Origin of the sequence: Amycolatopsis mongoliensis, assembly GCF_030285665.1 — a bacterium.
Lineage (GTDB): Bacteria > Actinomycetota > Actinomycetes > Mycobacteriales > Pseudonocardiaceae > Amycolatopsis > Amycolatopsis mongoliensis.
Genome location: NZ_CP127295.1, coordinates 3254115 through 3278117 on the forward strand (window position 1 = coordinate 3254115; position 24003 = coordinate 3278117).

At 71.1% G+C, this 24003-nt stretch carries 20 protein-coding genes; 13 read left to right on the forward strand and 7 right to left on the reverse strand.

Annotation, left to right across the window (positions count from 1 at the left end; all coding sequences use genetic code 11):
- Positions 1 to 67 precede the first annotated feature (67 nt).
- The 3 genes from QRX60_RS15915 (at position 68) to groL (ending at position 3677) form a co-directional block, all read left to right on the forward strand.
- Complete coding sequence (locus tag QRX60_RS15915; RefSeq protein WP_286001553.1) at positions 68 to 274, forward strand: cold-shock protein; 207 nt, start codon at positions 68 to 70, stop codon at positions 272 to 274.
- A 66-nt stretch (positions 275 to 340) separates the two neighbouring features.
- Positions 341 to 1792 carry a serine/threonine-protein kinase gene (locus QRX60_RS15920; protein WP_286001554.1) on the forward strand — a complete coding sequence of 484 codons (1452 nt, stop codon included), beginning with the start codon at positions 341 to 343 and terminating at the stop codon, positions 1790 to 1792.
- Between the two features lie 256 nt (positions 1793 to 2048).
- Positions 2049 to 3677, forward strand: a complete 1629-nt coding sequence (groL, locus tag QRX60_RS15925) for a chaperonin GroEL (RefSeq protein WP_155540626.1) — start codon at positions 2049 to 2051, stop codon at positions 3675 to 3677.
- Positions 3678 to 3737: 60 nt separating this feature from the next.
- Here groL and QRX60_RS15930 read toward each other — a convergent pair whose 3' ends face one another.
- The 3 genes from QRX60_RS15930 to QRX60_RS15940 all read right to left on the reverse strand — a co-directional run bounded on the left by QRX60_RS15930 (position 3738) and on the right by QRX60_RS15940 (position 5462).
- Entirely contained in the window at positions 3738 to 4172 is a 435-nt protein-coding gene (locus QRX60_RS15930; protein WP_286001555.1) for a hypothetical protein, read from the reverse strand.
- A 61-nt stretch (positions 4173 to 4233) separates the two neighbouring features.
- A complete protein-coding gene (locus tag QRX60_RS15935; protein WP_286001556.1) occupies positions 4234 to 4449 on the reverse strand; it encodes a PspC domain-containing protein in 216 nt (71 codons plus the stop codon).
- 83 nt (positions 4450 to 4532) lie between these two features.
- Complete coding sequence (locus tag QRX60_RS15940; protein ID WP_286001557.1) at positions 4533 to 5462, reverse strand: o-succinylbenzoate synthase; 930 nt, start codon at positions 5460 to 5462, stop codon at positions 4533 to 4535.
- Between the two features lie 72 nt (positions 5463 to 5534).
- Here QRX60_RS15940 and QRX60_RS15945 point away from each other — a divergent pair, with 72 nt between their 5' ends.
- Complete coding sequence (locus QRX60_RS15945) at positions 5535 to 8330, forward strand: AfsR/SARP family transcriptional regulator (RefSeq protein WP_286001558.1); 2796 nt, start codon at positions 5535 to 5537, stop codon at positions 8328 to 8330.
- A 121-nt stretch (positions 8331 to 8451) separates the two neighbouring features.
- Here QRX60_RS15945 and QRX60_RS15950 read toward each other — a convergent pair whose 3' ends face one another.
- The 3 genes from QRX60_RS15950 to QRX60_RS15960 form a co-directional block, all read right to left on the reverse strand.
- A complete protein-coding gene (locus tag QRX60_RS15950; RefSeq protein ID WP_286001559.1) occupies positions 8452 to 9297 on the reverse strand; it encodes a DUF72 domain-containing protein in 846 nt (281 codons plus the stop codon).
- A gap of 407 nt (positions 9298 to 9704) precedes the next feature.
- On the reverse strand, positions 9705 to 10466 hold the full coding sequence (locus QRX60_RS15955; protein WP_286001560.1) for a DUF4253 domain-containing protein: 762 nt from the start codon (positions 10464 to 10466) through the stop codon (positions 9705 to 9707).
- Positions 10467 to 10735: 269 nt separating this feature from the next.
- Complete coding sequence (locus QRX60_RS15960; RefSeq protein ID WP_286001561.1) at positions 10736 to 12382, reverse strand: DNA repair helicase XPB; 1647 nt, start codon at positions 12380 to 12382, stop codon at positions 10736 to 10738.
- A 90-nt stretch (positions 12383 to 12472) separates the two neighbouring features.
- Here QRX60_RS15960 and QRX60_RS15965 point away from each other — a divergent pair, with 90 nt between their 5' ends.
- The gene (locus tag QRX60_RS15965; RefSeq protein ID WP_286001562.1) at positions 12473 to 13096 is read left to right on the forward strand and encodes an LppU/SCO3897 family protein; all 624 of its coding nucleotides are present in this window, start codon (positions 12473 to 12475) and stop codon (positions 13094 to 13096) included.
- A gap of 104 nt (positions 13097 to 13200) precedes the next feature.
- Here QRX60_RS15965 and QRX60_RS15970 read toward each other — a convergent pair whose 3' ends face one another.
- Positions 13201 to 14166: an ABC transporter substrate-binding protein gene (locus tag QRX60_RS15970; RefSeq protein WP_286001563.1), complete on the reverse strand. Its 966-nt coding sequence runs from the start codon at positions 14164 to 14166 to the stop codon at positions 13201 to 13203.
- A gap of 187 nt (positions 14167 to 14353) precedes the next feature.
- Here QRX60_RS15970 and QRX60_RS15975 point away from each other — a divergent pair, with 187 nt between their 5' ends.
- The 8 genes from QRX60_RS15975 (at position 14354) to mdlC (ending at position 23997) form a co-directional block, all read left to right on the forward strand.
- Complete coding sequence (locus QRX60_RS15975; RefSeq protein WP_286001564.1) at positions 14354 to 17095, forward strand: sensor histidine kinase; 2742 nt, start codon at positions 14354 to 14356, stop codon at positions 17093 to 17095.
- Positions 17096 to 17107: 12 nt separating this feature from the next.
- Positions 17108 to 17785: a copper homeostasis protein CutC gene (locus tag QRX60_RS15980; protein WP_286001565.1), complete on the forward strand. Its 678-nt coding sequence runs from the start codon at positions 17108 to 17110 to the stop codon at positions 17783 to 17785.
- A 492-nt stretch (positions 17786 to 18277) separates the two neighbouring features.
- Positions 18278 to 18490, forward strand: coding sequence for a hypothetical protein (locus tag QRX60_RS15985; RefSeq protein ID WP_286001566.1), 213 nt, complete (start codon positions 18278 to 18280; stop codon positions 18488 to 18490).
- Between the two features lie 47 nt (positions 18491 to 18537).
- Entirely contained in the window at positions 18538 to 19500 is a 963-nt protein-coding gene (locus QRX60_RS15990) for a hypothetical protein (protein ID WP_286001567.1), read from the forward strand.
- A gap of 167 nt (positions 19501 to 19667) precedes the next feature.
- Positions 19668 to 21314: a S53 family peptidase gene (locus QRX60_RS15995; RefSeq protein WP_286001568.1), complete on the forward strand. Its 1647-nt coding sequence runs from the start codon at positions 19668 to 19670 to the stop codon at positions 21312 to 21314.
- A gap of 81 nt (positions 21315 to 21395) precedes the next feature.
- Entirely contained in the window at positions 21396 to 22238 is an 843-nt protein-coding gene (locus tag QRX60_RS16000; protein WP_286001569.1) for a helix-turn-helix domain-containing protein, read from the forward strand.
- A gap of 1 nt (position 22239) precedes the next feature.
- Positions 22240 to 22401 carry a DUF397 domain-containing protein gene (locus QRX60_RS16005; RefSeq protein ID WP_286001570.1) on the forward strand — a complete coding sequence of 54 codons (162 nt, stop codon included), beginning with the start codon at positions 22240 to 22242 and terminating at the stop codon, positions 22399 to 22401.
- A gap of 9 nt (positions 22402 to 22410) precedes the next feature.
- Positions 22411 to 23997 (forward strand): benzoylformate decarboxylase, encoded by a 1587-nt coding sequence (gene mdlC / locus QRX60_RS16010; protein WP_286001571.1) that lies wholly within the window; start codon positions 22411 to 22413, stop codon positions 23995 to 23997.
- Positions 23998 to 24003 lie beyond the last annotated feature (6 nt).

The following is a 24003-nucleotide window of genomic DNA, read 5'->3' on the forward strand; positions in this document are numbered from 1 at the left end:
CGTGATTGACACTCCGCCGCTGGCATCCGCTCGGGCCAGCGGATCCTTTGTGCTGAGGGAGGGCGCCGTGGCTGTCGGCACCGTCAAATGGTTCAACTCGGAAAAGGGCTACGGGTTCATCGAATCCACCGACGGTCCGGACGTGTTCGTCCACTATTCCGCCATTCAGGCCGACGGATTCCGCACTTTGGACGAAGGCGACCGCGTCGAGTTCGAAGTCCAGTCCGGCCGCGACGGGCGGAGCCAGGCGGCCGACGTCCGCAAGGTGTCGTAGCCACCCTCATCACCCGATTGGCGAACCCCCGGCAGGCTCCGAACCAGGGACGTTAGGCTGCCGGGCGTGACAGGCGATGTGTCGGGGGACCTCACCGGTCGCCGGCTGGGCAACTACCGTATCGACGGGGTGCTCGGCAAGGGCGGCATGAGCGTGACCTACAAGGCCACGGACGTGCGGCTGGGCCGCAAGGTGGCCCTGAAGGTCATCGGTGACCACCTCGGGGCCGACGCCGAGTTCCGCGAACGGTTCGTCGACGAGGCGCGCAACACGTCCGCGATCGACCACGCCAACGTCGTGCCGCTGTACGACTTCGGCGAGCTCGACGGCATGCTCTACATCGCCATGCGCATGGTCGACGGCGGCGATCTCGCCGGGTTGATCTCGGGCGGCCCGATCGCGCCCGCGCGCACCCTGACGATGCTCGACCAGGTCGCGGACGCCCTCGACACCCTGCACAACCGTGGTCTGGTCCACCTCGACGTCAAGCCGGCCAACGTGCTCGTGACGAAGAAGGAGACCTCGCGCGAGCACGTGTACGTCGCCGACTTCGGGCTGACCCGCCGCGGCGCGACGGGGCACCGGACGCGCGGCGGCGACTTCCTCGGTTCGCCGACGTACGCGGCGCCCGAGCACCTGCGCGGCGAGCCGCTGGACGGGCGCACCGACCAGTACGCGCTGACGTGCGTCCTCTACGCCTGCCTCACCGGCAGCCCGCCGTTCAAGGGCGACGTGCCGACGGTGATCAAGGGCCACCTCAACGGCGACCCGCCGGCGATCTCCCGGGCGGTCGCGCTGCCGCCGGCGATCGACGAGGTCATCCGGAAGGGGATGGCGAAGAACCCCGCGGACCGCTACCCCAGCTGCGTCGAGATGATCGCGGCCGCCCGCCGCGCGCTCGGCCCCCTGGCGGCGTCGGACACCCCACCGGGCCCTCCCGGGTCCAATTCGGGTGGAATCCCCGCGCCGCAGCGCCCCGGTCAGGTACAACAGGGGCCGCACCAGAACAGCGCACCGCAGGGAGAGGGGGCCCCCGTGCATCCGTACGGAGGACAGCAGCAGCCCGGCTACGGCCCGGGCCCGCAGGGGCCGCAGGGCCCGCCGCCCCAGGGGCCGCCTCCCGGCTACGGCTATCCCCAGCAGCAGGGCCCGCCGCCCGGGATGCCGCCGCAGGGCCCGCCCCCGGGGTACGGCTACCCGCCCCAGCAGGGCATGCCCCAGCAGGGCTACGGCCAGGACCCGATGCGGCTGCGCCCCCCGATGCCCGCCGGCGGCGCGGGCGCGTTCCACCAGCCGAAGAGCGGCGGCGGCGCGAAGTGGATCTTCATCGTCCTCGGCCTCCTGGTCCTGGCCGGCCTGGTCGTGGGCGCGATCTTCCTGTTCAGCGACGGCGGCAGCGGTGGCGGCGGCACGACCACGGCCCCGAACATCCCGGTCGGCCCCGGCGACTCGCAGGGCAACCCGACGTCGTCGCTGAACACCCCGCCGCCGTCGATCTCCATCAAGCCGGGCAACTGAATCCGGGCCGCGCTGAGCAGGTCTTCTTGCACTCTCCCCCGCAGAGTGCTAAACACGGACTTGGCACTCGACGCCGTTGAGTGCCAGGTGCGCGGCCACCGGCCGCGTGCTTGAAGGTCGGGACGGTGAGGCTGACCCCCACCCGGTTCAGTCGTCCGTCGCGGGCACCGAGCCTGGCCGAGGAAAGAGTCCTGCTGCCGCCGCTGCATGTGATACAGCGCGGCGGTGGCGCCCAATACCGGAGGACCACACCGCAATGGCCAAACTGATCGCGTTCGACGAGGACGCCCGCCGCGGTCTCGAGCGTGGCTTGAACATCCTCGCCGAAGCCGTCAAGGTGACCCTCGGCCCGCGGGGCCGGAACGTCGTGCTCGAAAAGAAGTGGGGCGCGCCGACCATCACCAACGACGGCGTCTCCATCGCCAAGGAGATCGAGCTCGAAGACCCGTGGGAGAAGATCGGGGCCGAGCTCGTCAAGGAAGTTGCCAAGAAGACCGACGACGTCGCGGGTGACGGCACCACCACCGCCACCGTGCTCGCCCAGGCCCTGGTCAAGGAAGGCCTGCGCAACGTCGCGGCCGGAGCCGACCCGATCAGCCTGAAGCGCGGCATCGAGGCGGCCGTCGAGGCCATCACCGAGCAGCTGCACAAGGCCGCCGTCCAGATCGAGACCAAGGAGCAGATCGCTGCTACCGCCTCGATCTCGGCCGCCGACCGCACCATCGGCGAGCTGATCGCCGAGGCGCTGGACAAGGTCGGCAAGGAAGGCGTCGTCACCGTCGAGGAGAGCAACACCTTCGGCCTCGAGCTCGAGCTCACCGAGGGCATGCGCTTCGACAAGGGCTACATCTCGGGTTACTTCGTCACCGACCCGGAGCGTCAGGAAGCCGAGCTGGAGGACCCCTACATCCTCCTCTTCGGTTCCAAGATCTCCACCGTCAAGGACGTCCTGCCGCTGCTGGAGAAGGTCATCCAGTCCGGCAAGCCGCTGCTGATCATCGCCGAGGACGTCGAGGGCGAGGCCCTGGCCACCCTCATCGTCAACAAGATGCGCGGCACCTTCAAGTCCGTCGCCGTCAAGGCCCCGGGCTTCGGTGACCGCCGCAAGGCGATCCTGCAGGACATCGCGATCCTGACCGGTGGCCAGGTCATCTCCGAGGACGTCGGCCTCAAGCTGGAGAACGCGGACCTGTCCCTGCTGGGCAAGGCCCGCAAGGCCGTCATCACCAAGGACGAGACGACCATCGTCGAGGGTGCGGGCGACGCCGACCAGATCCAGGGTCGCGTCAACCAGATCCGCGCCGAGATCGACAACTCGGACTCGGACTACGACCGCGAGAAGCTGCAGGAGCGGCTCGCGAAGCTGGCCGGCGGCGTGGCCGTCATCAAGGCCGGCGCCGCGACCGAGGTCGAGCTCAAGGAGCGCAAGCACCGCATCGAGGACGCGGTGCGCAACGCCAAGGCCGCCGTCGAGGAGGGCATCGTCGCCGGTGGTGGCGTCGCTCTCATCCAGGCTGCCGAGGCTGCCTTCGCGGGCCTGAAGCTCGAGGGCGACGAGGCCACTGGTGCCAACATCGTCAAGGTGGCCGTCGAGGCCCCGCTCAAGCAGATCGCGATCAACGCCGGCCTCGAAGGCGGCGTCGTGGTGGAGAAGGTCAAGGGCCTGCCGCAGGGTCACGGCCTCAACGCCGCCACGGGTGTCTACGAGGACCTGCTCGCCGCCGGCGTGCCGGACCCGACGAAGGTCACCCGCTCCGCGCTGCAGAACGCCGCTTCCATCGCGGCGCTGTTCCTGACCACCGAGGCCGTCGTGGCGGACAAGCCGGAGAAGGCTTCGGCCGCTCCCGCCGACCCGTCCGGTGGCATGGGTGGCATGGACTTCTGATCCACGCAGGGAAAGCCCGGTCCGCTTCGGCGGGCCGGGCTTTCTTTTTATGGGCGCGGTCTACGGCCTGGTGAAGAACCAGACGGCGTACGCGCCGAGGATGACAACGCCGAGAGCGAGCACGCCGAGGCCCCCTAGCCAGGCGGTGCTCGCTTCTTCCGCCTCCAGCGCGACGACGATCGCGCCGATGCCGGTGAGCAGGATCCAGATCGCGAGCCCGGCGGCGGAGTAGAGCACGGTTTTCGTGGCGCTCGCGCTGCCGGTGTCGTTGAAGGCGAGTGCGACGAACGCGGAGAAGGCCGTCAGCCCCAGCCCGGCGAGCAGGTAGAGCCCGCCCAAGATCCCCACGACGATCTTCGCCGCTTGCCTGCTCCCTTGATCCACGACCGCGAACCCTAACCCCTCGTACGGGGTTCGCGGTGAGCTTTTGCGCTGCTCGGACCAGGCGGCTACGCCGAACGGCCCGGACGTCCCCTTGGCGTCCGGGCCGTTCATCGGCACCCCCCGGTCATCCGGCGGGCACCGGCTCCCCCTGCGAGCCGGTGCCCGCCCGCGTTCAGGAGCCTTCTTCGGGGGTCAGAATCGCGGCGGCGATGTAGACCGGGATCGCGATGCCGACGGAAAGGAAGACGGCGGCGACCATGCCGATGCGCAGGACGCTGGCGTCGATGCCGAGGTAGGTGGCCCAGCCACCGCAGACGCCGGTGAGCATCTTGTCGCTCGTGCTGCGGCGGAGCTTCTTGGTTTCCGGGGTGTACACGCTGTTCGTCATGGCTCAATGTTCGCGCCGGACGGCCCCGCCCCACATCCGGAACGGCCCGGACCCGACCCTGAACTTGCGCTCAGGGAAACCACTCAGGTCAGGGCCCGGACCCTCGCCAGCCGGTCCCGCCACGCCGCCTCGACCTCGGGCGACGCGGGGTAGGCATCGGTGGGCACCGGAGCTTCACCCGGCACCGGCAGGTATCCGTCCACAGGGGACAGTGAGGACGCGCAGACGTCACCTTCCAGCAACGAAATCGTCCCCAGTCCACAAGCGAATTCCAGCTCCGGAAGCGCGCCGGCCAACGCCAGTCCCGCCGCCAGCCCGATGCTCGTCTCCACCGCCGACGACACCACGCACGGCAGCCCGCACGCCTCCGCGACCTCCAGCGCCCGGCGCACGCCCCCCAGCGGCGCCACCTTCAGCACCGCGATGTCCGCCGCCCCCGCGACCGCCACCTTCAGCGGGTCCTCCGCGCGGCGGATCGACTCGTCGGCCGCGATCCGGACCGGCACCCGCCGACGGACCGCCGCGAGGTCGTCGATCGTCGGGCACGGCTGCTCCGCGTACTCCAGGCCGCCCGCCGCCTTGTCGAGGTCCGTGATCGCGCGCACCGCCGTGTCGACGTCCCAGGCCATGTTCGCGTCGATCCGCACCGCACCGGACGGGCCGAGCGCGTCGCGGACCGCCGCCACCCGCTCGCAGTCGTCCGCCGGCGACGAACGCGGGTCCGCCACCTTCACCTTCGCCGTCCGGCAGCCGGAGGCGCGGACCAGTTCGTACGCCTTCTCCGGGCCGACGACCGGCACCGTCGTGTTCACCTCGACCCGGTCGCGGACCGGCGCCGGCCAGCCCGTCTCGCTCGCTTCCAGCGCCGCGTGCAGCCAGGGGACGCTCTCGGCGTCCGAATAGTCGGCGAACGGGCAGAACTCGCCCCAGCCCGCCGGGCCGGGCAGCAGGACGCCTTCGCGGACCGTGATACCGCGGAACCGATTGCGCAGGGGGATCGCGTAGACCTTCATCGTCGCCGATCATGCCATCCCCGACTTCGGCAAACGGGTGCCGAACAGCGCGGTTCCGGCCAGAATGACTCCGTGGTCCTCGACTTCCGCGTGCTGGGTCCGGCCGAGGTCACGGCAGACGGCCACCTGGTGCCACTCGGGGGCAGCCGGCCGCTGATCGTCTTGGCCGGGCTTCTGCTGCGCGCGAACCGGGTCGTGCCGGTCGACGAGCTCGGCCGCTGGCTCTGGAACGACGACCGCCGCCGCTCCAAGGGCGCGCTCCAGACGTACGTGCTGCGCCTGCGCCGCGCCCTCGGCGACCAGGTCGCGATCCGCACCGAGAGCGGCGGCTACCTGATCGAGCTCGACGACGACCTGCTGGACCTCTCCCGGTTTCGTGCCCTCGCCACCCGGGGCAAGGCCGCGATGGACCGCGGCGAAAGCCGGCGGGCGGCCGCGCTCTTCGCCGAGGCGCTCGGGCAGTGGCGGGGCGCGGCGCTGCTGAACGTCGAGTCGGACGCGCTGCACCGCGACGAGGCCGGTCAGCTGGCCGAAGAACGGCTGCGCGTCCGCGAGCAGTGGGCGGACGCCCTGCTCGACGTCGGCGAATACGGCACCGTCATCCCCGAGCTGACCCGGCTGACCAGGGAAAACCCGTTGCGGGAGCGGCTGCACGAGCAGCTGATGGTCGCGCTGTACCGGTCGGGCCGGCAGGCCGAGGCGCTCGACGTCCACCGCCGGATCAGCGACGTGCTGGCCGAGGAGCTGGGCCTCGACCCCGGGCCGTCGCTGCAGCGGACCCGCCAGGCGATCCTCACCGGTGCCGACGACGCGGCCGGCGCCGGCCTGCCGGCGCGCTACCGGCTGGGCGCCGAGCCGCAGGTGCCGCACCAGCTGCCGGCCGACCTGCGGACCTTCTCCGGGCGCGAGTGCGACCTCAAGGCGTTGCACGCGCTGCTGCCGGAGGCGATCGACGCCGGCACGTCGACGCCGATCGCGTCCGTCGAGGGCATGGGCGGCATCGGCAAGACGACCCTGGCCGTGCACTTCGCGCACGAGATCGCCGGCCGGTTCCCCGGCGGGCAGGTCTACCTCAACCTGCGGGGTTACGGGCCCGGCGAGCCGGTCGAGCCGTCGGCGGCGCTGGAGGCGATGCTGACCGCGCTCGGCGTGCCGTGCGAGGCGATCCCGGGCGACCTCGACGGCCGCGCGGCGAGCTGGCGGACGCACAGCGCGGGGCGCCGGTTGCTGGTCCTGCTCGACAACGCCAACCGCACCGAGCAGGTGCGGCCGCTGCTGCCCGGGCCGGGCTGCCTGGTCGTGATCACGAGCCGCTGGCAGCTGCGCGCGCTGGTCGCGACGCACGGCGCGCGGCGGATCGCGCTGGAGGAGCTCGGCGAGGAGGACGCCGTCGAGCTGCTCGCGTCGGCGATCGGCCTCGACCGGGTGGCGCGTGATCCCGCCGCGGCCGAGCGGTTCGTGCGCTACTGCGGCGGGCTGCCGCTGGCGATCCGGATCCTCGCCGTGCGGGCGGCGCAGTTCCCCGACCTGGCGCTCGACGAGTTCGTCGACTCGCTCGAGACCGACCTGCTCGGTTCGTTCGACCTCGCCGACGGCGAAGGGACGAACATCCGCTCGGTGTTTTCGTACTCCTACCAGGCGCTGGAGCCGCCGGCGGCGCGGTTGCTGCGGCTGCTCGGGCTGCCCACCGGCGTCGACTTCACCGCCCCGGCGGCGGCCGCGGTCGCCGGGCTGGACGTCGCGGCGACCCGGCCGATGCTGGAAACGCTGGCCGCCGCCCACCTGCTCGCCCAGCCGCGGCCGGGCCGCTACCAGTTCCACGACCTCATCCGGGCGTACGCCGGCGAAGTCGCTTCGCAGGTCGACCCGGCTTCGGAGCGCGACGCCGCTTTGGACCGGCTGCTGGACTGGTACCTGGCGTCGGCGCTGAACGCGTCACGGCGGATGCGGCCGGAGCGCTACTACCGGCTGCTGGACCTGGACGACCTCGGCGGCGGCCTGGAGTTCGCGTCGTACCACGACGCTTTGGACTGGTTCGGCGAGGAAGCCGGCAACCTGATCGCCGCGGTCCACCTGGCGCGGAGCCGGCGCGACGACGTCTGCTGGAAGCTGGCCTGGCTGCTGCAGAGCTACTTCGTGACGCGCTCGCGGCTCGACGAATGGCGCTCGGTGTTCGCGGTGGCGCTCGAAGCGGCGCGGGCGAGCGGTCACCGGCCGGGCGAGGCGGGCATCCTGAGCGGGCTCGGCGTGGTCAACGGCGTCGCGCGGCAGTACGACGAGTCACGGCGGTTCCTGGAGCAGGTGCTGGCGATCCAGCGCGAACTCGGCGCGCGGGAGGGCGAGGCACGGGCGCAGTACAACCTGGCGATGGCGGCGCACAACCTCGACGACTACGCCTGGGCGTACGAACACGGGATGCAGGCGCTGGAGATCGTCCGCGAGCTGGGGCTGGGGGCGTTCGAGGCCAGTGTGCTGCGGGCGCTGGGCGACATCTGCACGTCGATGGGCGACCACGAGCAGGCGCTGCGGCTGGCGGATGCCGCGCTGGCCGTGCTGGGCCCCGACGGCGAGCCGGTGGACACGCGGTTCACCCAGCACACGCGCGGCTTGGCGCTGGTGGGACTGGGCCGGCTGGACGAGGGGATCGCGTGCATCCGCGACTCGGTTTCGATGTTCTTCGAGATGGGTGAGCAGTACGAGGCGGCGGACGTGCTGGCCCAGCTGGGCACGATCCACCTGCGCCACGGGGACCGGGCGGTGGCGCGGGAGTGCTGGGTCCGCTCGGTGCGGCTGCTGACTGAGCTGGATCACCCGGACGCGGACGACGTGCGCGCGAAGCTGGCGGCTCTGGTGGGGTCCGGCGGCTGACCCGCGTGGATGGTGCGCGGCGGACCGCCCGCGTGCCGACCCCCAGCGACAGCACGCAAGCCGGTCCGGCCCGCGTGTCCACTCAAGCCGACGGCGCTCACTGTCCACTCACTGTCTCGTCTCACTGTCTCGTCGCCGGGGCGACACCGAGCAGATCGGCGAGGGCCTCGGCGTTGCGCGGTGCCTCCACCTTCACGTCGTTGTCGAAGTAGACGTGGACGTCGCGCTTCCCGCCGTCGTGCCAGGCCCGGATCTTGTCCGCCCACCGGCGCAGGGCCTGGTCCGAGTAGCCGCTGACGTAGAGCTCCTCGTCGCCGTGGAGGCGGACGTAGGTGAAGTCCGCGGTCTGGTCCTCGAGGAACGGCCACCTGCCGGCGGTGTCGGCGACGACGAGGGCGATCCCGTGTTCCCGCAGCAGCTCCTTCGCCGCGGGCTCGGCGAAGCTCGGGTGCCGGACCTCGAGCGCGTGCCGCAACGGCCGGCGCTTCCCGGGGTCGAGGTGAGGCGTTCCCTTCAGCTTGTCGTCGTGCTTGGCCGCGAGCTGGGCCGCCTCGGTCGTGGTGCGGGGCAGGAGGGCGAAGAAGTGCGCGAGCCGGTCGGGGTCGAACGTCAGCCTCGGCGGAAGCTGCCAGAGGAACGGCCCGAGCTTCGCGCCGAGGGCCAGAACGCCGGATGCGTAGAAGTTCGCGAGCGCTGTTTCGACGTCGCGGAGCTGCTTCATGTGCGTGATGAAGCGGCCGCCCTTGACCGCGAAGAGGAAGTCTGCCGGGGTCTCGTCGAACCAGGCGCGGTACCGCTCCGGGCGTTGGAGGGAGTAGAAGGAGCCGTTGATCTCGACGGCGTTCATCCGCCGCGACAGGTGTTCGAGCTCCCGCCGCTGCGCGAGTCCTGGTGGGTAGAACACCCCGCGCCACGGCGGGTAGCGCCACCCCGAGGTGCCGATCCGGATTTCGGCGATCGCCCTCACCGCCTTCCCGCGGTGGGTGATGCCCGCTCGCCGGTGCGGCCAAACGCGGCCAAGCGGGTGCCGTCCGGACGGATGGACCACCAGCCGGGACCGCCGACCCAACTTCACGGACGGCCGTCTGATGGGGCCTTTGAGCCGTTTGCTCATGGAGTGACTTTCGGTGGGGACGGGGGCGCCGAGGGGGCGGGTGCGTGTGGCGGGAGGTCGCTTGGGTGCGGGGAGCTGCCTCGCGGCGTGGAGAGCGCGGTAGCGGAGCCGAAACCGCCCCGCCCGCGGGAACCCGGTCGCACCCGCGGGAACCCTGCCCCGCCCGACGGAGCCCGGCCCCGTCCGCGGAAACCCCGCCCCGCCCGCGGGAACCCTGTCCCGTCCACGGGAACCCCGCCCCGCCCGTGGGAAACCGGCGTTCACGCCCAGGAGAACCGCCACAGCCGCGACTGCACCAACCCCGACGCGTACTCGCGCAGGTTCCCCGGCTGCCCCGCGAAGGTCGGCAGGCTGAACGCCCGGTGCTCCGCCGCCACCGTCAAGGCCCGTGCCTGGTTTCGGGGTGGCGCCGACACCGACAGCTCCAGCGTGTCGAACCCCAGCACCACCAGCGTCGCGCCGAAGCGGTCCTCCCAGCTGCGCAGCACCGCGGACAGCTCGGCCACCTGGTCCGTGCACTTGATCATGCCCGTCCAGCCCAGCAGGGCCGGGATGTCCGCCGGCCGCTCGGTCTGGACCAGACCCAGCCGGTGCGGGGCGCGCGACGCCAGGATCGAGCCCGTGTTGCCCGCTTCCGCCAGCGGGTCGGACCTGCGGGGGCTTCGCTTGGCCAGACCCGGGAACCGCGCGCCGAACGGGCGGAGGCACGCGCCGTCGCAGCAGGAACCGTCCCACCAGCGGGCCAGGGCTCCCGCCGCGTCCGCCGCCGGGACCCGGTGGCCCGCCGGGGCCAGGCGGCCGCGGTCGTCGATCCAGTCCTCGCCGTTCGCCGCGAAGCGCTGGTCGTGCGGGATCAGCACCGGCCACAACCCCGACCGCTCGAACTCGGCCACGCAGCCGAGGTAGCGCTCGGGCCGGGTCAGCGGCAGGTCGGACACCCACAGCCGGCCGTGCCACGATCCCGGTGGCAGGGTCTGGACCGGCGGCGCGGGCGTACCGGGGCGGAGCGGTGCGATGGTCATGGACGTCCCCTCGAACTTGTGTTCGGCTGGTGCATGTCGAACAGTAGTTCGAGGGTCCGACAATTTCCAGCGATCCACCCGCTCATCCGTTCGAGTGAATCCACAAATCCGCAGGTCAGAGCTATGGGAGGGACGTCTGTGGCGAAAGTTGTTCCTGTGACGATTCGCTAGGCCGAAGGAGGGATGACGGCCCGGTGTGGTCGCCCACGCCGGTCAGCAGACGGAGGCGTGCGCCCGCCGGATCGATGCGGGACGACCCCAGCGTGAACTCAGAGCGGCCGAAGCAGGTCGTCCGCGTCCACGATGTGGTACGCGTACCCCTGCTCCGCCAAGAACCGCTGCCGGTGTGCCGCGTACTCCGTGTCGACCGTGTCGCGCGAGACGATCGAATAGAAGTGCGCCTGACGGCCGTCGCCCTTCGGGCGCAGGAGCCGTCCGAGCCGCTGGGCCTCCTCCTGGCGGGAGCCGAACGTTCCCGAGATCTGGATCGCCACCGAGGCCTCGGGCAGGTCGATCGAGAAGTTCGCGACCTTCGACACCACCAGCGTCTTGATCTCGCCCCGGCGGAACTTGTCGAACAGCTCTTCGCGCTCCTTGTTGCGGGTCGCGCCCTGGATCACCGGGGCGTCGAGCTCGTCGCCGAGCATCTCGAGCTGGTCGAGGTACGCCCCGATCACCAGGGTCGGCTCGCCGGCGTGCTTCTCCACGATGGACTTGATCACCGGGGTCTTCGTCAGCGCCGTCGCGGCCAGCTTGTACCGCTCGTCGGCCTCGGCCGTGGCGTACTCCAGGCGTTCCGCGTCGGTCAGCGTCACGCGGACCTCGGTGCACTCCGCCGGCGCGATCCAGCCCTGCGCCTCGATGTCGCGCCACGGCACGTCGTAGCGCTTCGGGCCGATCAGCGAGAAGACGTCACCTTCGCGGCCGTCTTCGCGCACCAGCGTCGCGGTCAGGCCGAGCCGCCGCCGGGACTGCAGGTCCGCCGTCATCCGGAACACCGGCGCCGGCAGCAGGTGCACCTCGTCGTAGACGACCAGGCCCCAGTCGCGCGAGTCGAACAGCTCCAGGTGCCGGTACTCGCCCTTGGTCTTGCGCGTGATCACCTGGTAGGTCGCGATGGTGACCGGCCGGATCTCCTTCTTCTCGCCGGAGTACTCGCCGATCTCCTCCTCGGTCAGCGACGTCCGCGCGATCAGCTCGCGCTTCCACTGCCGCCCGGCGACGGTGTTCGTCACCAGGATCAGCGTCGTGGCCTGCGCGCGAGCCATCGCCGCCGCGCCGACCAGCGTCTTCCCGGCGCCGCACGGCAGCACGACGACGCCGGAGCCGCCCGCCCAGAACGCCTCCGCGGCCATCCGCTGGTAGTCGCGCAGGTGCCAGTCCTGCTCGTCGAGCGCGATCGGGTGCGCTTCGCCGTCCACGTACCCGGCGAGGTCCTCGGCCGGCCAGCCGACCTTCAGCAGCGCCTGCTTCAGCCGCCCGCGCTCGGACGGGTGCACGAGGACGGTGTCCTCGTCGATCCGGGCGCCGAGCATCGGGCTGATCTTCTTGTTCCGGACGACCTCGGTCAGCACCGCGCGGTCGGTGGTCGACATGACGAGGCCGTGCGCCGGGTGGTTGGCGATCTGCAGCCTGCCGAACCGGCCCATCACGTCGACGACGTCGATCAGCAGCGGCTGCGGCACGGGGAAGCGCGAGTACGTCGTCAGCGCGTCGACGACCTGCTCGGCGTCGTGGCCCGCGGCACGCGCGTTCCACAAGGCCAGCGGCGTGATCCGGTAGGTGTGGACGTGCTCCGGAGCCCGTTCGAGCTCGGCGAACGGCGCGATCGCGACGCGCGCGTCGCCGGCCTGGGCGTGGTCGACCTCCAGGAGCACGGTCTTGTCGGACTGGACGATCAGCGGGCCATCAGTCACAACTACTGTTATACGTGGCTCGCTCCGGCCCGCTCCCGTCGCGGGGTCGCCGGTGGGCCGCCACGGCCGAGGGGATCACTGGAGGGCACGTTGACCACACCACCGTTCGACGACAACCCGTTCCGGTCGCCGGACTACGCGATGCCGTCCGCGCCGATGCCGGCGGTGCCCGGTCAGCAGCCGATCCCGCACTGGTTCACGACGAAGGTGAAGATCACGCTCGCCGCGTGCGTCATCCTGGCGTTGGGCCTGGGCTCACTGGGCGCGTTGAGCATCTACTGGATCGACCGCGCCGGCCCGCCGTCCGACGGCGACTGCCTCTACCTGACGCGGGAGAGCGGCGGCAAGCTCGCCTACCACCGCGTCGGCTGCGGCACGGACAACGCGACCTACAAGGTCGACGACAGCTACACCGGGACCTTCCGCTGCGGCTCCGGCGACTACGTGCGGTTCCAGATCACCGGCACCGGCTCGGCCTCCCAGCGCACGCTCTGCCTGGCGCTGAACGTCAGCACCGGCGACTGCCTGCGCGACGTCGACGACCAGGCCACCATCGGCAAGGTGAGCTGCAACGACCCGGCGGCCAAGGAACGCGCCGAAGTCATCACCGGCTACCGCGGCGACGAGAGCTGCGAGGACGCCGACCAGGTGCTGAGCTACCCCGGGCCGCCGCGCCGGACCGTGTGCCTGGCCCCGCCGGGCGAGAACATCTAGCCGAACCACAGCCGGTAAGTCGCCGCCGAGATGTCGTGAATGACTCATTCACTTCGTCTGAAGACATGAATGAGTCATTCACGACGTCCGGCTGCCGCCGGGAGCTAATACCCGTTCTGGTCCGGGAGCAGGGCCTGGACGTCGAGGCGGTTCGCGAGCTGGCCCGAGTTGTGCATCAGGTCCGCGACGCGCTGCAGGCGGATGCCGTTGAGCGAGGCCGGGTACGAGCCGAGCGAGATCAGGGCCGCCGTGGTCGTGTCGATGTCAGAGAACTTCGGCAGCGCGTCCCGGACGATGGCCGGGTCGGTCGCGCTCTGCTGGGCCGCGCCCAGTGCCGTGCGGAACGCCGCGAGCGTGCGGGGGTTGGCCTGCGCGAACGGCTTGGCCGACGCGTAGGCGGACAGCGGGAAGTCGAGCGTCGCCCCGCGGGCGCCGTCGGCGAGGATGTGGGCGCCGAGGTCCTTCTCGGCGCGGGTGATGTACGGCTCGATCATCAGCGCCGCGTCGACGTCGCCCGCCTGCAGGGACTGCGGCATCCGGTCGAATCCGACCTGCTTGAACTTGATCTTCGTCACGTCGACGCCGGCGGTGCCGAGCACCGAGCGCGCGGCCAGCGCGCCGACGTCGTCGAGCATGTTCACCGCGATCTCGGGCGACTTCTTCGACGTCGGCACGACGTAGTCCGAGCCGGGCAGGGTGACCAGCGCCATCGTGGTGGGGCCGGACGCGTAGGCCTCGCCCTGCAGCTGGACGGCCGTCCCGCCGGCTGCGGCGCGGAACAACGCGACGTCGGAGGCGAAGGTGACGTCGAGGTCGCCGGCGGCCAGCTTGGCCAGCCCGTCTTCGCCGCCGAGTTCGACGAGCTGCACGTTCAGCCCCGCCGCGCCGAACCTGCCGGCCGCAACGGCGATCCGCAGCGGGGCCGTGTCGATGGCGTTGCCCACACCGACGCGCAGGGTGGTCCGTTCCAATGGCGGCGGGGCGGCCGGCGCGCCGGAAGAGAACACGCTGCACCCGGCGGTCGCCAGAAGCGCCGCCACCAGCGGAATCATCCGTCCGCGTCTGATCATGAACCTTCACCTACCGCGAGAATCTGGTTCTCGTGCTGGATCGTATGGTCCGCGCCCCATACGATCGCGGGCAGGGCCGTATCGCGCCAGCGCGGCTTTCGGATCTTCATGGAGCGGGCTACCGTTCAGTAGGTTCGAGGTGTCGTCGGATCCGTGGGTTCCCTCCCGCGGCGGAAAAGGAAACCAGGTGACCCGTCGCGAGAAGCGTCCCCGCAAGGGCGGCGACGCGGCGGATCCACGTTCGGCCGGCGGCCGGTGGCGGCTCCGCAACTGGCGTCTCGGCACGAAGCTCTTCGCCGTCCTCCTCATCCCCGCGCTGGCGGTGATCGCGCTCGTCGGCCTGCGGGTCAGCTCGGACCTGCGGGACGCCCGGCAGCTCGCGGAGTTCGCCACGCGCGGCCGCGTCGACAGCACGATCGCCGAAGCCCTGCACGAGCTGCAGCGCGAACGCGACCTCACCGTCCGGTTCGTCGCCCAGGACCGCCAGGGCGACACCGCCGACCTCACCGGTCAGCGCAAACGCGTCGACCAGGCGATCGGCACGTTCGAACGGACCCTGGCCGACAGTAAACCCCGGCTCGACGCCAAGGCGGCGGAAAGCCTGCAGCAGACCGACGACCGGCTGCGCGTTCTGGGCGGTCTCCGCTTCTCCGCGGAGCATTCGGCGTTCCCCGCCGACGCCGTGCTGCGCTCCTACAGCGAGCTGATCTCCGGCCTGCTCGACATCAGCGACTCGGCCGCCGCCGACGTCTCGGACCCGGAGCTCGCCCGGCTGCGCCTGGCCGGCAACGCGCTGGCCCGGATCAAGGACCAGATGTCGGTCAAGCGCGCGGTGCTGGCCGAGGCGCTCGCCGAAGGCAGCCTGAACCGCGACCGCACGCGCGCGCTGCTCGGCGCCGAAGCCGAGCTCGCCGCCGCGCGCAACGACTACCGCACCTTCGCGACGCCCGAACAGCAGCGGATGTTCGACGACACGGTGATCGGCCTGGTCGTCGACATCGGCAACGACATGGTCGAATCCGCGCTCACCCGCACCGAGAACGGCCAGAACCTCAACGGCCTCGACCCGAACCAGTGGGACGTCTCGGCCACGCACACGGTGAACCTCGCCCACCAGGTGCAGCAGGCGCTGCTGGTCCAGTTGCAGGAACGCACGGACGCCCTGGCGGCGCAGGCGCGCGCGGCGGCGATCTGGGACGGCGGCGTCGTGCTCGGCGTTCTGCTCGTCGCGGGCGTGCTGTCGGTCGTCATCGCCCGGTCCCTGTTGCGCCCTTTGCGGATCCTGCGCCGGACCGCCCTCGAAGTCGCCGAGCACCGGCTGCCCGCGGCCGTGCAGAACCTGCTCACCGACCCCGAACCCGCCCCGGAGAACCTGCGGAAACGGCTCGCCGTCGCGCCGGTCCCGGTGTTCACGCGCGAAGAGCTCGGCCAGGTGGCGCGCGCGTTCGACGCCGTGCACGGGGAAGCCGTCCGGCTCGCCGGCGAGCAGGCGATGCTGCGCGAGAACGTCAACGCGATGTTCGTCAACCTCTCGCAGCGCAGCCAGGACCTCGTCGAGCGGCAGCTGTCCGTGCTCGACCGGATGGAGGCCGACGAGCAGGACCCGGACACCCTCGCCGGGCTGTTCGAGCTCGACCACCTCGCGACGCGGATGCGGCGCAACAGCGAGAACCTGCTGGTGCTTTCGGGCCAGGACTCGACGCGCGAGGACGCCGGCGCCGTCTCGGCCGACGAGATCATCGGCGCCGCGCTCTCGGAGGTCGAGCACTACCAGCGCATCGAGCTCGGCCCGGCACCGCAGGTCGCCGTCCGCGGCGAGGCCGTCAACGACCTCGTGCACGTCATTTCGGAGCTGCTGGAGAACGCGACGCGGTACTCGCGCGACGCTCCGGTCACCGTCGCGAGCGCCGAAACCCACGACGGCGACTGGCAGCTCGAGATCATCGACCGCGGCGCCGGCATGCCGCAGGCCGAGATCGACCGCACCAACGCGCGGCTCGCGCACCCGCCGGACGTCGACGTCGAGGTGTCCCGCCGGATGGGCCTGTTCGTGGTCGCGACGCTGGCCACGCGCCACCGCATCGACGTCAGCCTGAGCTCGGGCCGGGACGGCGGGCTGGTCGCGACCGTGCTGGTGCCGGCCGCGCTGATCGTCGAGCTGCCGCCGATGCCGGGCCCGCCCCCGCCCGCCGAGCCGGCCGCGGCCCCCGAACCGGAGCTGCTGGCGCCGCTGGCCCCGCTCACGCCGCCGGAACCCGAGCCGGAGCCCGAGCCTGAGCCGGAGGAGCTGACCCCGCCGTCGATCGAGGCGGGCCCGCTGCGCCGGGCCCCGGTGGTGGCCCGCGAGCCCGGCCCCGAATGGCCGACCGCGGACGACGACTCGCACCTGGACCTCGACGCCCCGACCGAGCGGATGCCGGCCTACCGCGACGTCCTGTCGCGCTGGTTCGACGCGGCCGCGGCGCCCGGGGCGGCGGCCGCGCCCGAGGTACCGCGACCGCCTGCCGAACCGCTTCCGGTGGCCCAGGAGCCCCGGCCCGCCGAGCCCCAGCCGAGGCACGCGCTCTCGGCGGCCCCGCCGCCGCCACCACCACCTCCGCCGCCTCCGCCGGTCGTCGCGCCGGTGGCGGCCGAACCGAACCCGGACGACGAGGACACCGAACCGCAGATGGCGCCCGTCTCGCCTCCGGCCGCGATCGAGCCCGACTACGAGTGGCCGACGCCGGCCGAGCTGGAGCAGGAGGACGGCGCCGAGGACACCTGGCCGTTCCTCCAGGCCGCCGATTCGGCGGCGAGCCCCGGATCGGTGCCGGAGCAGCGGCCGATACTCTCTCTTTCCCCGGAAGCGGTACGCGAGCGGATGACGAGCCTTCAAGGCGGCTTCCGGCGAGGGCGGCACGCGAGGGGAGACGACACCCGGAACCAGTGAAACGGATGAGGCATGAGCTCGAAGACGCCCCTGCTGGAAGTGATCGCGCTGGACGCGGCGGACGCCGAAGGCGCGCAGGCGGGCGGGGCCGACCGCCTCGAACTGGTGACGGACATGGCGCAGGACGGCCTGACGCCGTCGGTCGAGACGCTGCGTGACGTGCTGTCGGCGACCGACCTCCCGGTGCGGGTCATGCTGCGTGACAACGGATCCTTCGCCGTCGGCGACCTCGAGGGGCTGCGCGCCGACACCGCCAGGCTGATCGACGCGGGCGCGCGCGAGTTCGTCTTCGGGTTCCTCACCGTCGACAGCGAGATCGACCTGGACGCCTGCGAAGCGCTGATCAAGGAGGTCGACGGTCTGCCGTGGACGTTCCACCGCGCCATCGACCGCACGCGGGATCCCTTGCGCGCGTACGACCAGCTGGCCGAGCTCGGGTGTGACACCGTGCTCGCGGCCGGGCATCCGAACGGGGTAGCCAGTGGGCTTTCCGTGCTGCAGCGGCTCGCGCAGCGTGAGAGCGGCCCGTCCCTGCTGGTCGGTGGCGGCCTGCGCGCGCAGCAGGTGCACCTCTTGCGCGCGGGCGGGGTGCGCGGGTTCCACGTCGGAGGGGCCGTCCGGCCGGATGGCTGGCAGTCCTCTGTGGACGCCGAAACGGTGCGCACCTGGGTGGATCTCGTCAAATCCTGAGGATCTGCGGAAGCCGTACGGCGTGTGGGTGCCTCGATTGGAAATCCGCAGCGGGCAGGCGGACAATTGCGTTATCCGCCAGCCGGTTATACCAGTATCGGTTCCGTGAATCTGTGAAATGAAATTGCATTCGCGTCTTGCGAATGACTGTTCACCACCGCTTGTGCAGCTGCACGTGCGTTACTGTGGTTGGGCTGCTTGGCGGCTGAATCCGTGGCACCTGCCGGTTATTGTTGGCGAAGTCGGGCTCTGTCGACGGTGACAATCGGCGACTCCAGTGAATTTCGACACCCTGGACCTCGGTGTCGCCAATTGTTTGGAATGTGCAGGAGGCGACGTCGTGGGTGCACGTATTCGGTTCGGGGTCGGCCCGGCGAGAAGCCATCCGGAAACCAGGATGGCGACCATCCGGTGGATTTCTGTCGCGCGGGGGCGGCTGATTCCCCGCGGAGATCGCCCGAGTTCGCCCGGAATGAGCCGGAAGGTCGAATCGTGACCGGTGCGATACCGCGTCAACGCGGAACCGAAACCTCCGAAGACGAGTTCGCGAAGCTGGGGCTCGGCGGCTCGCTCGCCCTCACCGGCTTGCTGGCCGCCGTCAAGATCGCGGAAACCGCCACGGGCGTGGTGCTGACCGCCGCCGGGGTACTGCCCGGCGCCAGCCCCGCGAAGGGACGGGCTCCGGCCTGGCCCGGCGGGGAATGAACGGGAGCTGCCCCGCGTCGGCAGCTCTCTACGGACGGAGGGCTGCCATGGCAGGCAGTGACGGGCGAGACGAGGTGCGCGGGGTGCGAGTGGGCCTCGCCGACGTGCGACGGCTGGAGGACGTGGTCGCGGAACTCAGGTCCCTGGACTACCGCTACGGCGGCGGCGCGTGCGGCGCGGCCGTCGAGTCGCGGCTGCCCGCGGCCGCGGCGCTGCTGGAGGGAGTGGCCAAGGCCGGTGTCCTGGCGAGGCTGTGCACGGTCGTCGCCGACCTGTACAACCTGGCCGGCTGGACGAACTTCGACCAGGACCGCCCGGCCGCCGCACTGGCCGCGTTCGAGCGGGCGCTGGAGCTCGCCATCCGGGCCGAGAACGACGACCTCCAGGCCAACGTCCGCTACCGCATCGGACGGCTGCACCTGCACTACGGCGCCGTCGACGCGGCGCTGGAGGAGTTCGCGCAGGGCCGGGAGGCGGCGCTGCTGGCGCACTCCAAGCTCGCCCAGGCGATCCTTTCGGCCAACCAGGCGTGGGCGTACGCCATGAAGGCCGACGTCACCGGGGCGCTGACCTACCTGCGCCGCGCCCGTGAGGAGTTCGCGGAGGCCGAGGAGCGCGAGCCGTCGCCGTGGGCCGCGTTCTTCGGGCCCACCGACATGGCGGCGATGGTCGGGACGGTGCACGGCGAGCTGGCCCAGATGGTCGACATCCGGCACGGCCGCGACGGCATCCCCGCGCTCGCCGATGCGATCGGCGGGTACGGCAGGGGCATGACGCGCAGCCGCTCGCTGACCTTGATCTGGCTCGCCACCGTGCACGCGCTGGACGGTGATCTCGACGTCGCCACCGCCGTCGGCGAGGAGGCGATCGAGCTGGCGATCGCCCTGCGGTCGCCGCGCACGCGGCAGCGGCTGCGCACGCTGTCGGCGGCGGCCCGCCGGTTTTCCGGCAACGCGGACGCGCGGGAGATCGTCGACCGCGTCGACGATCTCGGGCATTCCGGACGCTAATCGAATGACCATGAAAAGGTAAACCGCCCGGAAAATGAAAATGGGAACCGCGAAAGGGCAGACAAAAGTAGGTTCCTCGGCGTGACGGCGGTTTCTTATGCTTCTCGGCAACCTGCGGTGAGTATTGAAGCGCAGGCCCGGTCCCCACCGCCGAGAGGAAATCCCCCATGCGCTTGCGCAAGCTCGTCGCGGCCGCCGTGCCGCTGCCGGCGTTGCTCGGCCTCGCCGTGGTCGTCCCCGCCGCCGCGGCGACGGAAACCCTGGTCACCCTGGCCGACAGTGCCGCCCCGCTCGTCAGCAGTGCTCGCACCGGCGACGTCGCGGGCGGGCAGCGGATCACCGCGGCGCTGTCCCTGAAACTGCACAACCAGCAGGCCCTGGAAAAGTTCCTCGCCGACGTGCAGAACCCGGATTCGCCGCAATACCACCACTTTCTGACCCCGGCGCAGTTCAATGCCGAGTTCGGCCCGACGCAGGCCGACGTCGGCAAGGCCGTCTCATTCCTCGAGAAAGCGGGCGCCACCGGGATCGAGGTTTCCGGCAACCGCCAGGCCGTCACGTTCACCGGCTCGGCGGCCCAGCTCGAATCGGCGTTCCACACCCGGATCGGGACCTACCACGACCAGGTGTCCGGCCGTGACTTCTTCGCCAACGACGCCGCGCCGACCGTGCCGGCCGACGTCTCGGCCGTCGTGGGCAACGTCGTCGGCCTGGACAACCACGCCCTGCGGACGCACACTTCGGCCGTCGCGAAGCCGAACGTCGTCAAGGCCGTGACCCCGCCGGTGCTCAAGACCGCTTACGGCACCAGCGGTCTCTCGGCGACCGGCAGCGGCGTGAAGGTCGGCTTCGTCGAGTTCGACGGCTACCAGAAGTCCAACATCACCCAGTACGACAGCACGTACGGCCTTTCGGCGGGTTCGGTGACCACCGTTCCGGTCAGCGGCGCGAACTACGACTCGGCGCCGGGCGACGGCCAGATCGAGGTCGAGCTCGACATCGAGGTCGTGCACGCGCTGGCGGCCGCGGCGAGCGACTACGTGTACGAGGCCCCGAACACCAGCGCCGGCGAACTGGCGATGTACCAGAAGATCGCGTCGGACCACACGGTCAACGTCGTCTCGATCTCCTGGGGCGCCTGTGAATCCGCGGAAGGCTCGAGCGCGGCGAAGAGCGTCAGCAACGCGATCGCGACGGGCACCGCGGAAGGCATCTCGTACTTCGCGGCCGCGGGCGACGACGGTACGACCGACTGCTACCGCCAGACGGGTTCGACGGCGAAGGCCGTGGACTTCCCGGCGTCGAGCCCGAACGTGACGGGTGTCGGCGGCACGCAGCTGACGGTGACGTCCTCGAACGCCTACAGCAGCGAGAAGGCGTGGAACGACGGCGCGTCCAGCGGCTCGACCGGCGGCGGCATCTCGACGGTGTTCACGGCGCCGTCGTGGCAGTCCTCGCAGAGCACGACCTACCGCAAGGTCCCGGACGTCTCTGCCGACGCGGCGAGCGGCTCGGGCTACTACATCTATACGGCGGGCTCGTGGGAAACGGTGTGGGGCACGTCGGGCGCGGCCCCGCTGTGGGCGGCGTTCGCGACGCTGCAGAACCAGGTCCACGGCGGCGGACTGGGCAACCTGAACCCGAAGTTCTACTCGATCGGGAACGGGTCGTCGTACGGAACCGGGTTCCACGACGTGACGACGGGCAACAACACCCTGCACGGGACGACGGGTTTCAGCGCCGGCACCGGGTACGACCAGGTGACGGGCTGGGGTTCGTTCAAGGGGAGCGGGCTGTCCGGCCTGATCGGCTGAGTGCTCTTCGGCGGGGCTGTCGCGGATTCGCGACGGCCCCGCCGATCCGTTTTCGCCGGTGGCCGGTGACAGAATGCGTGCATGGCACCACTGGTAGCGACACCGCGGTCGCGGGCGCTGGGCTTCGGCCTCCGCACGGCGAGGGAGGCGCGAGGCCTGGGTGTGCGCGAGCTGGCGCGCCTGGCGCAGGTGGTGGCCCAGGATCTGTCGCATTGGGAGAGCGGCATGCGGGTGCCCAAGCTCGAGCAGGTGGGGGTGCTGCTCGGGGCGCTGCGGGTGGAACCACGGGAGCGGGACCGGTTGCTGGAGCTGGCGCGGAACGCCCGCGAGCCCAACTGGCTCGAACGCGCCATGCCCGGCGTTTCACCGGCTTCGGCGACCTACGCGGAGTACGAGCGCACTGCCACGGCGATGTTCGACTGGGAGCCCGTCGTGGTGCCGGGGCTGTTGCAGGCACCGGGTTACGCCAGGGCGATCCTCGAGTCGCACCGGTTGCCGCCCCGGGTGGTCGAGCAGCAGCTGGCGATCCGCCCGCGGCGGCGGGAGGTGCTCACCGGCCGCGATCCGCTGGAGTGCACTGTGTTTCTCGGCGAAGCGGCTCTTCACCAGCGCTTCGGTGAACCCCCGGTGATGATCGAGCAGTTCCGTTTCCTGGCGCGCGCGGCGCAGCCGCGCAACATCACGATCCGAGTGGTCCCGGCGAGCGTCGGCTACCACCCGGGGCTGCTGGGCCACTTCGTGATCTTCGACTTCGCCCAGCTGCCGTCGGTGGTACACATCGAGCACATCCGCGGCAGTGCCCACGTCTACGATGGAGATCACCTGGCCACCTATCGCGCGGCCGCGGAAGCCATGTCGGCCCTGGCTCTGAGCGAGCAGGATTCGCTCGCACTCATCCAGGGGGTGATCGCCGAACTGGAGTGAGATGCCCGAGTGGCGCAAGTCGAGCTACACCGATGAAACCAACTGCGTCGAGGTGGCGCCGGGGCCGGTGTCGCGGATCCGGGACACCAAGGACCGCTCCGGGGGCACTCTCGTCGTCAGTGCGGCCGCTTGGGGGGCTTTCCTTCGCATGACTAAGCATTAGTCTGAAGGCATGATCAAGCGTACGGTGCTGGACGCCACCCGCGAACTCCTCCGCGAACTCGGCCTCACCACGGTGTTCGGCAACCCCGGTACCACCGAGGTCCCGTTCCTGACCGATTGGCCGGACGACTTCCACTACATCCTCGGTCTGCAGGAATCCGCCGTCGTAGCGATGGCTGACGCCTACGCCCAGGCCACCCGCCAGGCGGTGCTGGTCAATCTGCACTCCGCCGGCGGGGTCGGGCACGGGCTGGGCAGTCTGTTCACCGCCTACCGCAACCGGACGCCGTTGATCGTGGTGGCCGGGCAGCAGAACCGGGCGCTTCTGCCGCACGACCCGTTCCTCGGCGCGACCGACGCGCCGGAGTTCCCCAAGCCATACGTCAAGTGGTCGATCGAGCCGGCCACTGCCGAGGATGTCCCGGCGGCGCTGGCCCGGGCTTATCACGTTGCGACGCAGGCGCCGTCGGGCCCAGTGTTCGTGTCCGTGCCCGCCGATGACTGGACCGCCACCACCGAGCGGCCGATCATTTCCCGGCCGCGCATCCGTGGCTACGGCCCCGATCCCGAGGCGGTCGACGAACTCGCCGCCGCGCTCGAGGCGGCCGAGCGCCCGGCGATCGTGGTGGGGGGAGCTGTCGATCAGGACGCTGCTGTCGTGGAGACGGTCGCGCTCGCCGAGCGGCTCAACGCCGGTGTGTGGGTCGCGCCGATGTCGTTCCGCTGCTCGTTCCCGGAGGATCACCCGCTGTTCCAAGGGTTCCTCGACCCGGAGCGTGGCGCGGTCTCGGATCGCCTTGCGGCACATGACCTCGTCGTCGTGCTCGGGGCGCCCGCGTTCACCTACCACGTCGACCGTGGGCGTGGGGAAGCTCCGCTGCCGCCGTTGTTCGTCGTCAGCGACGACGAGCAGGTCCTGGCGCGTGCGTTCGAAGGTACGGGTATCCGGGCGACGCCGAAGCTCGCCGTCCGCGCCATCCTGAACGCGGTCGGCCGGAGTGCCCGGCCCGCGCCGGCTCCGCGCCGGCGCCCCGCGAAGCCCAGCGGCGACCGGCTCACCTGTGAACTCGTCTACTCGACGCTCGCGGATCTGCTGCCGGACGACGCGATCATCGTCGAGGAGACGCCCAGCCACCGCGGCATCCTGCACGACCACCTGCCGATCACCGCGACCGACACCGGCTTCCTGACGATGGCCAGCGGCGCGCTGGGCTACGGCGTCCCGGGGGTGGTCGGCGCGGCGCTCGCCCGGCCGGACCGCAAGGTCGTGGGCTTGGTCGGCGACGGCTCCAGCATGTACGGCATCCAGGGCCTCTGGACGGCCGCGCGCCAGGATCTCCCGGTGACGATCCTGATCATGGACAACACGGAGTACGCGGCGGTCCGCATCCTCGGTGACGCGATCGGCGGCGAGAAGCTCCCGGGCACCCAGCTGGGCGGCATCGACTTCGCCCGGCTGGCGTCGAGCATGGGCTGCGAGGGCGTGACGATCACCGAGCCGTCGGGCCTGGTCCCGGGCTTGACGGCGGCGCTGGGGGACAAGCGCCCGACGCTGGTGCACATCCGGGTGGCCCCGTCGGACCAGACGCTCTACTGAGCTCCT